We start from the raw sequence: 13,458 nt of genomic DNA, 5'->3' as shown, positions 1-13,458 counted from the left end.
GCGTGCCCGCGAAGAGGTCGACACAGACACCCAAACTGCTAGCTCCGATCGCCTCCGCGATCATCCCCAACGTCATGGTCAGCCCCATCGTCGGCGCCATGCCCTACACCGTGGGGCTCGCCCACATCGTGATTCGCCTCATGATTGGCTTCGTGGTTGGCCTCGTGGTCGGCACCATCATCTGCACCATTGCGCCCGCGGCCATCATGCCCACCACCATCGCCACTGTGCCCGCTGCCACTGCCGCCGTGGCCACCACCCGAGCCACCACCGCCGCTACCGCCACCTCCACCGCCATGGCCACCGCCGCCACCGCTACCACCACCTCCGCCGCCATGGCCACCACCACCGCCGCTGCCTCCGCCACCACCACCGTGACCGCCACCGCCGCCACCACCACCATCCTTCGCATACGCGCTGGAGGTACCGTCAATGGAGTCTGGCACCAACACGGCCGAAGCCGACAACACTGTACCGATAGCCAGAGCCAACAAGCATTTCCTGAGCATCATGATGCCTCCGCTTGGAGTAGAACCGGGTTGCACGACGCACCCTGTGATTTCCGGCCCCCCATGGGGCGACTTGCTAACCAGCGCGGCCTTCCATCTGCAGTGGTTGAACGAGATCCTTCAGGGCCTGCCGGCCAAATATTTCGGGATGTTTCTTGATTTTTGAGCGTAGCCACGCCGCTGCGCTTGTCACCGACCGGCCATCAGAATGGCTGGCTCGCCAAAGGCCCACTGCACCATGGCCTGGCGAGCCGGATTGCTCAGGATGCCGCGCGGGGCATCAGTTCATACGGGTGCTTCCACCCTGGCAACGCCTGGATTCGTGCTTTCCATGCCTCGATGTGGGTGAACTGCGCCAACGCAATGCCAGTGTCCTCCGGCATGAACACATACCCGGCCAGCGACAGGTCAGCGATCGTCAGCCGGCCACCGACCATGAACGGTGTCTTCGCCAGGTGCACGTCGACGATACGGTAGGCCGCCATGGCACGTTCGCGCAGGAACCGGGTCACATCCGTTTCACCGGTTTTCTTCAGGCAGAAAAGAAAACGCAGCGCCGCGTAGTAACTGGTGAACTTATGGTTATCGAACAGCATCCAGCGCCAGATCTCGCGCTTTTCGTCTTCGTCGCGGGGGCCGAACTGCCCGGTTTTCTCTGCGAGGTAGTCGAGGATCAGCGCAGACTGGGTAAAGGATTTGCCGGCGTGTTCCAGCACCGGCACCTCGCCCTGTTCGTTCACGTCGTCGCGCCAGGCTTGTTCGCGAGTCTGGCCATTGAAGAAATCGACGAACACCGGCTGCCAGTCCTGGCCTGTGAGTTCAAGCATCAGGGCGGCCTTGTAGGCGTTACCGGATTCGGCGAAACAATGCAGCTTGTAGTCGGGCATGGGGAGAACCTTCATCCATTGAATGATTGGGCCAGCAGCCCGAGCAGATCACGCCTGGCTCGACAGGGTCAATGCCTGTTTCCGATACGAAGGGAACTACCTCCCCACCTGCGCTTTCTTAATCACTGAGTGGTTCAATTACTTGGGCTTCACGCTACTGGAGAACACACCATGCGCCACCTACTCCTCGCCCCTGCGCTGCTGCTCCTGCTGCCTGCCGGTGCTGCCCTGGCTGACGTCGACGCAGGCGACGTCGCAACCTCGGCCGGTGTTTCCGCTTCGCTTTACTCGACCTTCAAGGACGACAAACGGATCATCCCGGCGCGTGACGAGCTTTCGGCCTACGTCGCCAGCGGTGGTGCAATCCGTGGCGCCTATGTGGAGTCGGCGCTGGAACAGGCCCGCAAGGACAACCCAGGCCTGCAGGCCAATGATGAAGAGCTGGCCCGGGCCCTCCTCTCGCAGGATGACCGCATAGCCGATCATTGATTGAGGTAATCCTGCACCGGCCTCTTCGCGGGTAAACCCGCTCCCACAGGCACCGCACCGACTTGAAACCCAGTGCAGCCCCCCTGTAGGAGCGGGTTTACCCGCGAAAGGGCCGACACAGGCAACACTTCAACCCCAGCCATCCATGCGCATGGTGGCCCTTACCAGCCGCTGCTCTTCCTGCTCGATCTCCCGCAAACTGTCGCGGATCCCGTTGATATGCTCGCGCGCCGCGCGCTGCGCCTGCTCGGGCAACTGTTCCATCACCGCGTGATACAACCGCGCATGCTGGCGGTCGATCTGGCGCTTCTGCGCCGGCCGGCAATACAGGTTGTTGACCGAGGCGAACACCGTGCTCAAGGTCAGGTCACTGAGCGATTGCAAGGTATGAACCAGCACCGGGTTGTGCGAAGCCTCGCTGATCGCCCGGTGAAAGGCATGGTCGCGGCGGGCATGTTCACGGGCATCGATCGCTTCGGGGGCTTCGTGCGCAGCCAGCATCTCTTCATAGCGCCGGCGGATCAGCAAACGGTCGACCTCGGTGGCGCGCAGTGCCGCCAGGCGCGCCGATTCGGCTTCCAGCAACGCCCGCACTTCCAGCAGGTCGAACAGCGTACGCGGCTGCGAGCCGAACAGGTGCATCAACGGCGTGGCACCCGCATGGCCCGTCAGGTCTGCGACGAACGAGCCGCGCCCCTGCTCGGTGTCGATGATGCCGCGCCCGCGCAGGATGCGCAGGCCCTCACGCAGCGCCGAGCGCGAGCAGCCCAGCTTGTCCACCAGGCGCCGCTCCGACGGCAGGGCCTGGCCCACCTTGAGCACGCCGTCGACGATCAACCGCTCGACCCGTTCGGCCACCTGGTCGGCGACCTTGGCCTTGCCTTCACTACCCACTGCGCCCCTCCTGCTGGTATGACCACTTTGACCACTTGTCTCAATTTTGCCGGGCAAAGCCGTCAATAACCAGTACCCGCCGCAAAAACTGGTAGGACCAGCTCACCCTGTACTCGACCCCGACAGCTACCACGCGCAGGCTGCAAGGGTGAGCGCTTTGCCAACAACAACAAAAACCGTTGCCGAGTGAGCCGATGAATATCCTGTACGACGAACGCGTCGATGGCGCGCTGCCCGATGTGGACCAGGGGGCGCTGCTGCAAGCGCTGCGCGCTGCCCTGCCGGACCTCGAGATCCTGCACCGCGAGGAAGACCTCAAGCCCTATGAATGCGACGGCCTCTCGGCCTACCGCACGGTGCCGCTGCTGGTGGTGCTGCCCGAGCGCCTGGAGCAGGTGCAGACGCTGCTCAGGCTTTGCCACCAGCGTGGCGTGCCGGTGGTGGCACGCGGCGCCGGTACCGGCCTGTCGGGCGGCGCCCTGCCACTGGCCAAAGGCATCCTGCTGGTGATGGCGCGGTTCAACCGCATTCTCGAAGTCAACCCGCAGGGCCGCTTCGCCCGTGTGCAGCCTGGCGTGCGCAACCTGGCCATCTCCCAGGCGGCCGCGCCCCACGGCCTGTACTATGCGCCGGACCCGTCCTCGCAAATCGCCTGCTCCATCGGCGGCAATGTCGCCGAGAACGCCGGTGGCGTGCACTGCCTCAAGTACGGCCTGACCGTGCACAACCTGCTCAAGGTGGAAATCCTCACAGTCGAGGGCGAACGCCCGACCCTCGGCAGCGATGCCCTGGACAGCCCCGGTTTCGACCTGCTGGCACTGTTCACCGGCTCTGAAGGCATGCTCGGCATCGTCACCGAAGTCACCGTCAAGCTGCTGCCCAAGCCCCAGGTGGCGCGGGTGCTGCTGGCCAGCTTCGACAGCGTCGAGGACGCCGGCCGGGCAGTGGCCGAGATCATCGCTGCCGGGATCATCCCCGGCGGCCTGGAGATGATGGACAACCTGGCGATCCGCGCTGCGGAGGACTTCATCCACGCCGGCTACCCGGTTGACGCTGCGGCCATCCTGCTGTGCGAACTGGATGGCGTCGAAGCCGATGTGCACGATGACTGCGAACGGGTCGCCGCCGTGCTGGCCCAGGCCGGTGCGCGTGATGTGCGGCTGGCCTGCGACGAGGCCGAGCGCGTGCGCTTCTGGGCCGGGCGCAAGAACGCCTTCCCGGCGGTGGGGCGTATCTCCCCGGACTACTACTGCATGGACGGCACCATCCCGCGCCGCGAACTGCCACGGGTGCTCAAGGGCATCAGCGACCTGTCCGCCGAATACGGCCTGCGCGTGGCCAACGTGTTCCATGCCGGCGACGGCAACATGCACCCGCTGATCCTGTTCGATGCCAACCTGCCAGGCGAGCTGGAACGTGCCGAAGCCATCGGCGGCAAGATCCTCGAGCTGTGCGTGGCCGTAGGCGGCAGCATCACCGGCGAACACGGCGTGGGGCGCGAGAAGATCAACCAGATGTGCGCACAGTTCAACAGCGACGAAATCACCCTGTTCCATGCGATCAAGGCTGCCTTCGACCCGCAAGGCCTGCTCAACCCCGGCAAGAACATCCCCACCCTGCACCGCTGCGCCGAGTTCGGCGCCATGCACGTGCACCATGGGCAACTGCCCTTTCCCGATCTGGAGCGTTTCTGATGAGCATGGACCGCGACATCAGCCAGGCCCTGCTGGAGCAGGTCAACCAGGCGCTGAACCAGGCCACGCCGCTGCGTATCCAGGGTGGCAACAGCAAGGCCATGCTCGGCTGCCCGGTGGCCGGCGAGGTACTCGACACCCGCAGCCACCGCGGCATCGTCAGCTACGACCCGACCGAGTTGGTGCTGACTGCCCGCGCCGGCACGCCGCTGCGCGAGATCGAGGCAGCGCTGCACGAGGCTGGCCAGATGCTGCCCTGCGAACCACCGCACCTGGGCCCCGACGCCACCCTGGGTGGCATGGTCGCGGCCGGGCTGTCCGGTCCCAGGCGGCCGTGGGCCGGGTCGGTGCGCGACTATGTGCTGGGCACACGGGTAATCACCGGTCACGGCAAGCTGTTGCGCTTTGGTGGCGAAGTGATGAAGAACGTTGCCGGCTACGACGTGTCGCGGCTGATGGCGGGCAGCTTCGGCTGCCTCGGGCTGCTGACCGAGGTGTCGCTGAAAGTGCTGCCCCGCCCGCGCCAGTGCCTCAGCCTGCGCCTGCCGATGGGCCGCCACCAGGCGCTGGCGGAGCTGGCCGAATGGGGCCAGCAGCCGCTGCCGATCAGCGCGGCCTGCCATGACGGCGACGCGCTGTACCTGCGCCTGGAAGGCGGCGAAGGCTCGGTGCAGTCGGCACGCCAGCGCCTGGGCGGCGAGGCACTGGACAGCAGCTTCTGGAGCGACCTGCGCGAGCAGCGCCTGGCGTTCTTTGCCGGCCCCGCGCCGCTGTGGCGCTTGTCCGTGCCCAACACCACCGGCGAGCTGGACCTGCCCGGCCAGCAGCTGATCGACTGGGGTGGCGCGCAGCGTTGGCTCAAGTCCACGGCACCGGCGCAGCACATCCGCGAGCAGGTCGCCAAGGTCGGTGGCCACGCCACCTGCCATGCCCCTGGCGCTGCCAGCAGCCCACCGCTGCCCGCCGCGCTGATGCGCTACCACCGAGCGCTCAAGCAGCAACTTGACCCCCAGGGTGTGTTCAACCCTGGCCGCCTGTACCCGGACCTGTGAGGCCAGACCATGCAAACCAACCTGAGCGAAACCGCCCGACGCCTGGCCCGCGCCGACGAGGCCGAAAGCATCCTGCGCTCCTGCGTGCACTGTGGCTTCTGTACCGCCACGTGCCCCACCTACCAGCTGCTGGGCGATGAACTGGACGGCCCACGCGGGCGCATCTACCTGATAAAGCAGATGCTCGAAGGCGCGCCGATCACCGCCAGCACCCAGTTGCATCTGGATCGCTGCCTGACCTGCCGCAACTGTGAAACCACCTGCCCTTCCGGGGTGAAGTACCACGACCTGCTGGACATTGGCCGCGCCGTGGTCGAACAGCAGGTGCCACGCCCGCTCGGCCAGCGCCTGCTGCGCCAGGGCCTGCGTGCAGTGGTGCCACGCCCGGCGCTGTTCAAGGCCCTGACCCGCAGTGGCCAGGCCCTGCGCCCACTGCTACCGGCAACGCTCAAGCGCAAGCTGCCGGCGCGGGTCACCGCCCCCGGCCAACGCCCCGCACCGCGCCATGCGCGGCGGGTGCTGATGCTGGAAGGCTGCGTGCAACCGGCCCTGTCGCCCAACACCAACGCAGCCGCCGCACGCCTGCTGGACCGCCTGGGCATCAGCGTGGTGCCAATCCGGCAGGCCGGCTGCTGTGGCGCGGTGGACTACCACCTCAATGCCCAGGAACAAGGCCTGCAACGGGCGCGGCGCAATATCGATGCCTGGTGGCCAGCCATCGAAGCCGGCGCCGAGGCCATCGTGCAAACCGCCAGCGGCTGCGGCGCGTTCGTGCGCGATTACGGCCACCTGCTGGAAAAGGACCCGCGCTACGCCGCCAAGGCCGCACGGGTCAGCGCCCTGTCCCGCGACCTGGTGGAGGTGCTGCGCGACGAGCCGGTCGAGCAACTGGGCGTGTGCGTCGAACAGCGCCTGGCCTTCCATTGCCCATGCACCCTGCAGCACGCGCTGAAGCTGGGGGGTGCGGTGGAGGCATTGCTGACACGCCTTGGCTTCACCTTGACCCCGGTACCGGACGGCCACCTGTGCTGCGGCTCGGCCGGCACCTATTCGCTGACTCAACCCGAGCTGTCGCTACAACTGCGCGACAACCGCCTCAACGCCCTTGAAAGCGGCAAACCGCAAGTCATCGCCACCGCCAACATCGGCTGCCAGGCCCACCTCGACGGGGCCGGGCGCACACCGGTGCGGCACTGGATCGAAATCGTCGAAGCAGCCTTGAACCCGGAGAACCACCATGCATAGCAAGTTCGTTATCGGCCAGGCCGAAGTCGCCAAAGTGCTGACCGCCGCCCGCCAGGAAGCCCAGGCACAACAATGGAACGTGACCATTGCCGTGGTCGACGACGGCGGCCACCCGCTGGCCCTGGAGCGCCTGGACGGCTGCGCGCCGGCCAGTGCCTACATCGCGATGGAAAAGGCCCGCACTGCCGCACTGGGGCGCAAGGAGACGCGAGATTACGAGGAAATGGTCAATGGTGGCCGTACCGCTTTCGTCACCGCGCCGCTGCTGACCAGCCTGGAAGGTGGCGTACCGCTGCGGGTGGATGGCCAGGTGGTGGGGGCGATCGGCGTGTCCGGGGTCAAGGCCGAGCAGGATGCCCAGGTGGCCAAGGCCGGGGCGGCTGCTCTCTGAATCCTGTGCCGGCCTCTTCGCGGGTAAACCCGCTCCCACAGGTGCTGCACAGGCCTCAGGCCTTGTGAAAGCCCTGTGGGAGCGGGTTTACCCGCGAAGAGGCCGGCAAAAGCAACATTTATCCAGAAGCCTGAACATCGAGCGAACAGACAATGCCAAACCATCCATTCCAGATCGCCCCCACCCTGCAGCGCTTCATCGAAGATGAGGTCCTCCCCGGCACCGGCATCGAAGCCCGCACCTTCTGGCAAGGCTTCAGCACCCTGATCCACGACCTCGCACCACAAAACCGCGCCCTGCTCGCCGAACGCGAGCGCCTGCAGACAGAACTCGACAACTGGCACCGCCAGCACCCCGGCCCGATCCGTGACATGGCCGCCTACCAGCATTTCCTGCAAGGCATCGGCTACCTTGTAGAGCCCCCGGCAAGCGTGCAGGTCAGCACCCGCAACGTTGACCGCGAGATCGCCGTGCAGGCCGGCCCGCAACTGGTGGTGCCACTGAGCAACGCCCGCTACGCCCTCAACGCCGCCAACGCCCGCTGGGGCTCGCTGTACGATGCCCTGTATGGCACCGATGCCATCGCCGAAACCGAGGGCGCCGAACGTGGCCAGGGCTACAACCCGCATCGCGGCGCCAAGGTGATCGCCTATGGCCGGCAGTTCCTCGACACCGCGGCCCCTCTCGACGGTGCGTCGCACAGCGACGCCAAGGCCTACGCGATCAGCCAGGGCACGCTGCAGGTAACCCTGGCCGATGGCCGTCAGGTCGGCCTCAGGCACCCCGCGCAACTGCGTGGTTACCAAGGTGAGCCGAACACGCCAACAGCGATCCTGTTGCAGCATCACCAATTGCATTTCGAAATCCAGGTCGACCCGGCCAACGCCATCGGCCAGCAGGACCGGGCCGGGGTCAAGGACATCCTGCTGGAGGCCGCGCTCACCACCATCATCGACTGCGAAGACTCGGTAGCCGCCGTGGACGCCGACGACAAGGTCAACGTCTACCGCAACTGGCTCGGCCTGATGAAGGGCGACCTCAGCGAACAGGTCAGCAAGGGCGGCAAGACCTTCGAACGCACCCTGGCCGAAGACCGCCACTACCACGGCGCAGACGGCCAGCCCCTGACCCAGCCAGGCCGCTCGCTGCTGTTCATCCGCAACGTCGGCCACCTGATGACCAACCCGGCCATCCTCGACCGTGATGGCCGGGAAATCCCGGAAGGCATCCTCGATGCCGTGGTCACCAGCCTGATCGGCCTGCATGACCTCAAGCGCCGTGGCAATTCCCGCGAGGGCAGCCTGTACATCGTCAAGCCGAAGATGCACGGGCCGGCCGAGGTGGCCTTTGCCGACCAGCTGTTCGGCCGCGTCGAAGCCCTGTTGGGCCTGCCCGTACACACGCTGAAGATGGGCATCATGGACGAGGAGCGGCGTACCAGCGTCAACCTCAAAGCCTGCATCGCCAGCGCCGCGTCACGGGTGGTGTTCATCAACACCGGCTTCCTCGACCGCACCGGTGACGAGATGCACACGGCCATGGAAGCCGGCGCCATGCTGCGCAAGGGCGACATGAAAGGCAGTGCCTGGATCCAGGCCTATGAGCGCAGCAACGTACTGGTGGGGCTGGCCTGTGGCCTGCGCGGCAAGGCGCAGATCGGCAAGGGCATGTGGGCCATGCCCGACCTGATGGCGGCCATGCTGGAACAGAAAGTCGCCCAGCCCAGGGCCGGCGCCAACACGGCCTGGGTGCCCTCGCCCACAGCCGCGACACTGCATGCGCTGCACTACCACCAGGTGGATGTGGCGGCCGTGCAGCAAACGCTGGAACAGGTTGACCTGAATGCCCAGCGCGCCGAGTTGCTGCATGACCTGCTCAGTGTCCCGGTCAGCCCCGAGCGGCCCTGGAGCGCAGCCGAAATCCAGGCCGAGCTGGACAACAACTGCCAGGGTATCCTCGGTTACGTGGTGCGCTGGGTCGAGCAAGGGGTCGGCTGTTCCAAGGTGCCGGATATCCATGATGTGGGCCTGATGGAAGACCGCGCGACCTTGCGGATTTCGGCGCAGCACATTGCCAACTGGCTGCACCACGGGGTGGTCGATGCCGAGCAGGTCGAGGCGACCTTGCAACGCATGGCCGGCGTGGTCGACCAGCAGAATGCCGGGGACCCGGCGTACCGGCCGATGACGGCGGGCTTCGAGGCATCGCATGCCTTCCGCGCTGCGCGGGAGCTGGTGTTCAAGGGGCGGCAGCAGCCCAGCGGCTATACCGAACCGTTGCTGCATGGCTGGCGCTTGCGTTTCAAGCAGGAGGTTGGGCGCTGATGCTGACAGGGGCCGCTATGCGGCCCCACTGCATGAAAACAGGTGGTATCCCGGCACCTTCAGAAATTTCCTATTCGGCGCTCGGAAGCGTCCTACTTGTTGCCTCCGCCCACTGAAAACATGATCGGCACTGGATGACGCAAGGTCGCGATCCAGAGGAGGTTCCGCATGCACCTGTACGCCCGCCCCACTGCCGAATTGCGCAGCACCCTGCGCGAACTGCTGGCCCATGACATGAACAACCCGGACGAAGACCCCCACCTGTCGGGGGTGATGTTCTTCTGCGCCACCGATGAACGCTCCCGCCAACTGATCGAGCGTATCGAGTTGCTGGCCAGCGAGTTGTTCTTCGACCCGAACGGGCGGGCCATCACCGAGCATATGAAAGCGGCGGCGGTGGAAGGCGTGCGCATCAAGCGCAACCGCAAGGCGCCGGCGGACGAAACGGTGATACGTATCGCGCTGGCGGACAAGGGCTACATCACGGTGAGTACTGCCCGGCTCTGAGTTTGCGTTGGCTTTCTGGGGGTGCTTTGCACACCCCATCGCGACACAAGGCCGCTCCCACAGGACATCACAGACTTTGATTGCAGCGCTGTACCTGTGGGAGCGGCCTTGTGTCGCGATGGGCCGTAAAGCGGCCCCATGCCCTTCCCCGACCAATCCGCTATCCTGAGCACTTCCCCGCTCCGGACCGCTCCATGGAACTGCACATTCGCCTGGAAGGCCGCAAAGGCCTGGCCGACCAGCTTTACCAGCAACTGCGCGCCGGCATCGACAGCGGCCACCTGGCCGCCGGCACCCAACTGCCGCCAAGCCGCCTGCTGGCAGAGCAGCTGGGCGTGTCGCGCAAGACCGTGGCCGAGGCCTATTCCCGGCTGACCTACGACAACCTGCTGAGCGGCGTGGTCGGCCGGGGCACCTTCGTCACCCCGCGCCAGCCGCTGCGCAGCAGCGAATCGACCGCGATTCCCCTGGCTGGTGCCGCGTCGCTCGAGCGCTGGCAGCAGCGCGCCACCGTGCTGAGCCGACGCCAGCTGGAGGCTCCGTCGCGTTACGACTTCATCGGCGGGGCCTCGAGCAAGGCGCAGTTCCCGTTCGACCAGTGGCGCAGTTGCCTGAACTATGCCCTGCGCCGCAGCCAGCGCCATCCCGAGCGGCAGTTCCCTGCCCAGGGCCTGCCGGAGCTGCGCGAGGCCATTGCCCATCATGTCGCCTATGCCCGCGGCGTGCACTGCAGCGCCGCTGACCTGCTGGTGTGCAACGGCGCCCAGCAGGCACTGGACCTGATCGCACGGGTACTGGTCGAGCCGGGTTGCCAGGTAGCCATGGAAGACCCGGGCTACCCGCCAGCGCGGCAACTGTTCCTGGCCCTCGGCGCGCGCCTGCAATCGGTACCGGTGGACGATGAAGGCCTGTGCGTGGAGCAGATCGCCGACGACACCCGGCTGATCTACGTCACGCCCTCGCACCAGTTCCCGCTGGGCATGCCGATGAGCGAGCCACGCCGGCACGCCCTGCTGGCACGGGCCGCCGAGCTGGGTGCGTTGATCATCGAAGACGACTACGACTGCGAGTTCCGCTACCACGGCCCAGCCGCCGACGCTCTGCAGCGCCTCGACCGCCATGGCCTGGTGGCCTATGTGGGGACCTTTTCCAAGACCTTGCTGCCCGAGTTGCGCCTGGGCTACGCCGTACTGCCGCCCGACGTGCTGAAGGCCGCCTGCGTGGCCAAGCACCTCAGCGACTGGCACAGCCCGACCCTGTTGCAGTGGGCACTGGCGCGCTTTCTCGGCGAAGGCCACCTGAACAAGCACATCCGCCGTTGCCACGAGGTCTACAGCGCCCGTCGCGAACGCATCCTCGCACGGCTGGGCGGCGACCTGGCACCGTGGTTCAGCGCCATCCCCGCCAGCGCCGGGTTCCACCTCAGCGCCCTGGCCAAACCTGGGGTCGATGTCGAGCTGCTGGCCAACCTCACACGCAAGGTGGAGGTCGGCCTGTATTCGCTCGCGCCGTTCTTCAGCGAAGCGCCAGTGCGCCCGGGGCTGTTGCTGGGCTTCGGCGCCATCGAGCTGCTGGACATCGACCCGGCGCTGGACCGGGTGCGCGACACCCTGCAGCGCCTCAGTTGACCGGCGCGGCCTTGCCCGCCACTAACGGGCGAGCAATCGCCGCGGCATAACCGCGAGGGTTGAACCACGTGGTAACCAGCAGCATCGCTACCACGGTCACGGTCAGTAGCGTCCAGGAGGCCTGGAAATCACCGCTCATGTCGCGCAACCAGCCGGTGACGTAAGGCACCATGCCGGTGATGATGAAGCCGATGCCCTGCACGAACGCCGCCAGGCTGCCAGCCTCGGCAGGCGTCTTCAGGTGCTCCAGGGTCAGCGTCAGGCTCTGGCTGAAGCAGGCGCCCAGGCCGAAACCGATCATCGCCACCCACAGCCCCGAGGCCAGCGTGGGTGCCAGCAGCAGGCCGAGGAAACCCACCAGCTGGATCGCCAAGGCCAGCCACAGGCCCGGGCGTCGGTCTGCCCAGCGCCGCAGCAACAGCGGCAAGCCCAATGCACCGGCCACCTGGAAGATGGTCATCAGGCCCACCAGGTCGGCACCGCCCTGGGCGCTGCCACCATGCTCGATGTGATAGGCCGGCAACCAGGCCACCATGCTGGTGTAGCCGCCGTTGATCAAGCCAAAGTACAGCGCCAGCAACCAGGCCCGACGCGTACCGAACCAGTGACCGCCGGTGGCACCGGCCAGTTTCGCCGCCTCCTGACGCGGCCGCAGCACAGCCCAGGCCAGCACCGCCAGCACGGCCGGGATCGCCCACACGCCCAGGCCGACCTGCCAGTGGCCGAAGTAGCCACTGATGTGTGGCCCGAGCACGGCGGCCAGGCCGCCGCCGCTCATCAGCGCAGCCGAATACAGGCCCATCGCCCCCGCCAGGCGGCCGGGAAACCAGCGGTTGACCAGCCCCGGCATCATGCCCTGCACTACCGCAACCCCCAGGCCGGCGACCACCGCACTGGCAATCAGCGCCCAGGCGCTGCCCAGTTGCAGGCGCCACAGGCAGGCCAGGGCGATGGCAGACAGGCCAGCGAGCATGCCGCCGTGTTCGCTGATCCAGCGCCGCAACCAGGGTTGCAGCAAGGGCACCAGGCCCATGCACAGCACCGGCAACGCCGTCAGCAAGGCCGCCTGCTGGTAACCTAGGCCAGTACTTGCGCGCATGGGTTCGAGCAACGGGCCGATGCTGGTCAGGATCGGCCGCAGGTTCAGTGCCAGCAGGATGACCAGGAGCAGGTTCAATGCCGCTCTCATTGTGCGTTGGCCTGTTTCCACTCAAGGTAAAGACCTGCTTCGCCGCTGGGCTTCAGGGCGCGCAGCGGCAGGCTCTGTTGCTGGGGCGGGCGAGCCATCTGCGCGTATACCGCCGCGGTGGACAAGCCGTAGGGTTCTCCCTCGGCGTTGTCGTAGGCAAACCAGGCCCGCTCGATACCGCACAGGTGCATGGCCGCCAGGCACATCGGGCACGGGTGGCCGCTGGCGTAGATTTCGGCGCCGTCCAGGCGTGCCTGGCCCAGGGCATGGCTGGCCTTGCGGATGGCCTGCATCTCGGCGTGGGCGGTCGGGTCCTGATTGCTGTGGATCTCGTTGACCGCACGCGCCAGCACCTGCCCCTGGTACACCAGCACGGCGCCGAAGGGCCGGCCACCAGCCTGAATGTTGGCGCGGGCCAGGTCGAGCGCTTCGCGCATGTAGCGTTCTTCGGACATGAATCGGTTCCCCTGTTGCAAGACCTGATCATTATCCGGGCTTCGGCGGCCTGGCAGAAATGAAGAGATTGGATGCCTGTCAGTGGCCTCCCAAATGGCCGATTGGCCTCCCGCTTATGCGCGTGATTGGCTATCGGGGAGGCCAACGTGCGGCGCTACAGTAGCGCCATCCCCACCCCACACCCTTTGGAGAC

14 protein-coding genes are annotated in these 13,458 nt (G+C 66.5%); 9 read left to right on the top strand and 5 right to left on the bottom strand.

What is annotated here, in order from left to right:
• Positions 1 to 103: 103 nt before the first annotated feature.
• Complete coding sequence (locus MJ643_RS24395) at positions 104 to 433, bottom strand: hypothetical protein (RefSeq protein WP_289331603.1); 330 nt, start codon at positions 431 to 433, stop codon at positions 104 to 106.
• On the opposite strand from MJ643_RS24395, the gene MJ643_RS24390 reads away from it, so the two are divergent.
• Positions 433 to 675, top strand: coding sequence for a hypothetical protein (locus tag MJ643_RS24390; protein WP_023662350.1), 243 nt, complete (start codon positions 433 to 435; stop codon positions 673 to 675). The genes MJ643_RS24395 and MJ643_RS24390 overlap by 1 nt on opposite strands.
• A gap of 94 nt (positions 676 to 769) precedes the next feature.
• Here the strand turns inward: MJ643_RS24390 and MJ643_RS24385 are convergent, their stop codons facing one another.
• Positions 770 to 1,396, bottom strand: a complete 627-nt coding sequence (locus MJ643_RS24385) for a glutathione S-transferase (protein ID WP_024087331.1) — start codon at positions 1,394 to 1,396, stop codon at positions 770 to 772.
• Between the two features lie 171 nt (positions 1,397 to 1,567).
• Between MJ643_RS24385 and MJ643_RS24380 the strand changes: the two genes are divergently transcribed.
• Positions 1,568 to 1,885 (top strand): DUF2388 domain-containing protein, encoded by a 318-nt coding sequence (locus tag MJ643_RS24380; protein ID WP_003260922.1) that lies wholly within the window; start codon positions 1,568 to 1,570, stop codon positions 1,883 to 1,885.
• Between the two features lie 129 nt (positions 1,886 to 2,014).
• On the opposite strand, the gene glcC is transcribed toward MJ643_RS24380, so the two are convergent.
• Positions 2,015 to 2,779, bottom strand: a complete 765-nt coding sequence (glcC, locus tag MJ643_RS24375) for a transcriptional regulator GlcC (RefSeq protein ID WP_013973097.1) — start codon at positions 2,777 to 2,779, stop codon at positions 2,015 to 2,017.
• A gap of 194 nt (positions 2,780 to 2,973) precedes the next feature.
• Between glcC and glcD the strand changes: the two genes are divergently transcribed.
• The 7 genes from glcD (at position 2,974) to MJ643_RS24340 (ending at position 11,620) form a co-directional block, all read left to right on the top strand.
• Positions 2,974 to 4,473 carry a glycolate oxidase subunit GlcD gene (gene glcD, locus MJ643_RS24370; RefSeq protein ID WP_208209513.1) on the top strand — a complete coding sequence of 500 codons (1,500 nt, stop codon included), beginning with the start codon at positions 2,974 to 2,976 and terminating at the stop codon, positions 4,471 to 4,473.
• Positions 4,473 to 5,525: a glycolate oxidase subunit GlcE gene (glcE, locus tag MJ643_RS24365; protein ID WP_208209512.1), complete on the top strand. Its 1,053-nt coding sequence runs from the start codon at positions 4,473 to 4,475 to the stop codon at positions 5,523 to 5,525. The genes glcD and glcE overlap by 1 nt, the downstream gene beginning before the upstream one ends.
• A 9-nt stretch (positions 5,526 to 5,534) precedes the next feature.
• Positions 5,535 to 6,770, top strand: coding sequence for a glycolate oxidase subunit GlcF (gene glcF, locus MJ643_RS24360; protein ID WP_085720603.1), 1,236 nt, complete (start codon positions 5,535 to 5,537; stop codon positions 6,768 to 6,770).
• A complete protein-coding gene (locus MJ643_RS24355; RefSeq protein ID WP_024087335.1) occupies positions 6,763 to 7,161 on the top strand; it encodes a heme-binding protein in 399 nt (132 codons plus the stop codon). Before glcF ends, MJ643_RS24355 begins: the two co-directional genes overlap by 8 nt.
• 152 nt (positions 7,162 to 7,313) lie before the next feature.
• The gene (locus MJ643_RS24350; protein ID WP_247727024.1) at positions 7,314 to 9,485 is read left to right on the top strand and encodes a malate synthase G; all 2,172 of its coding nucleotides are present in this window, start codon (positions 7,314 to 7,316) and stop codon (positions 9,483 to 9,485) included.
• Between the two features lie 168 nt (positions 9,486 to 9,653).
• Positions 9,654 to 9,992, top strand: a complete 339-nt coding sequence (locus tag MJ643_RS24345; RefSeq protein ID WP_208209510.1) for a hypothetical protein — start codon at positions 9,654 to 9,656, stop codon at positions 9,990 to 9,992.
• Positions 9,993 to 10,186: 194 nt separating this feature from the next.
• Positions 10,187 to 11,620 (top strand): PLP-dependent aminotransferase family protein, encoded by a 1,434-nt coding sequence (locus tag MJ643_RS24340; RefSeq protein WP_247727023.1) that lies wholly within the window; start codon positions 10,187 to 10,189, stop codon positions 11,618 to 11,620.
• Here the strand turns inward: MJ643_RS24340 and MJ643_RS24335 are convergent.
• Together MJ643_RS24335 and MJ643_RS24330 are read right to left on the bottom strand one after the other, a co-directional pair.
• Positions 11,613 to 12,809 carry a CynX/NimT family MFS transporter gene (locus tag MJ643_RS24335; RefSeq protein ID WP_208209508.1) on the bottom strand — a complete coding sequence of 399 codons (1,197 nt, stop codon included), beginning with the start codon at positions 12,807 to 12,809 and terminating at the stop codon, positions 11,613 to 11,615. The two genes, MJ643_RS24340 and MJ643_RS24335, sit on opposite strands and share 8 nt — an antisense overlap.
• Entirely contained in the window at positions 12,806 to 13,264 is a 459-nt protein-coding gene (locus MJ643_RS24330; RefSeq protein ID WP_208209507.1) for a nucleoside deaminase, read from the bottom strand. The genes MJ643_RS24335 and MJ643_RS24330 overlap by 4 nt, the downstream gene beginning before the upstream one ends.
• Positions 13,265 to 13,458 lie beyond the last annotated feature (194 nt).

The sequence above is a fragment of the Pseudomonas sp. PNPG3 genome (assembly GCF_023093815.1).
GTDB classification, from domain to species: Bacteria; Pseudomonadota; Gammaproteobacteria; order Pseudomonadales; family Pseudomonadaceae; genus Aquipseudomonas; species Aquipseudomonas asiatica.
The sequence above is the reverse complement of the archived record's forward strand: the minus strand, read 5'-3'. Positions and strand labels throughout refer to the sequence as shown.

Coding starts and splice junctions, on each gene's coding strand:
- MJ643_RS24390 (WP_023662350.1), top strand. CDS start 433: ATGGAGTCTGGCACCAACACGGCCGAAGCCGACAACACTGTACCGATA.
- MJ643_RS24385 (WP_024087331.1), bottom strand. CDS start 1,396: ATGCCCGACTACAAGCTGCATTGTTTCGCCGAATCCGGTAACGCCTAC.
- MJ643_RS24380 (WP_003260922.1), top strand. CDS start 1,568: ATGCGCCACCTACTCCTCGCCCCTGCGCTGCTGCTCCTGCTGCCTGCC.
- glcD (WP_208209513.1), top strand. CDS start 2,974: ATGAATATCCTGTACGACGAACGCGTCGATGGCGCGCTGCCCGATGTG.
- glcE (WP_208209512.1), top strand. CDS start 4,473: ATGAGCATGGACCGCGACATCAGCCAGGCCCTGCTGGAGCAGGTCAAC.
- glcF (WP_085720603.1), top strand. CDS start 5,535: ATGCAAACCAACCTGAGCGAAACCGCCCGACGCCTGGCCCGCGCCGAC.
- MJ643_RS24355 (WP_024087335.1), top strand. CDS start 6,763: ATGCATAGCAAGTTCGTTATCGGCCAGGCCGAAGTCGCCAAAGTGCTG.
- MJ643_RS24350 (WP_247727024.1), top strand. CDS start 7,314: ATGCCAAACCATCCATTCCAGATCGCCCCCACCCTGCAGCGCTTCATC.
- MJ643_RS24345 (WP_208209510.1), top strand. CDS start 9,654: ATGCACCTGTACGCCCGCCCCACTGCCGAATTGCGCAGCACCCTGCGC.
- MJ643_RS24340 (WP_247727023.1), top strand. CDS start 10,187: ATGGAACTGCACATTCGCCTGGAAGGCCGCAAAGGCCTGGCCGACCAG.
- MJ643_RS24335 (WP_208209508.1), bottom strand. CDS start 12,809: ATGAGAGCGGCATTGAACCTGCTCCTGGTCATCCTGCTGGCACTGAAC.
- MJ643_RS24330 (WP_208209507.1), bottom strand. CDS start 13,264: ATGTCCGAAGAACGCTACATGCGCGAAGCGCTCGACCTGGCCCGCGCC.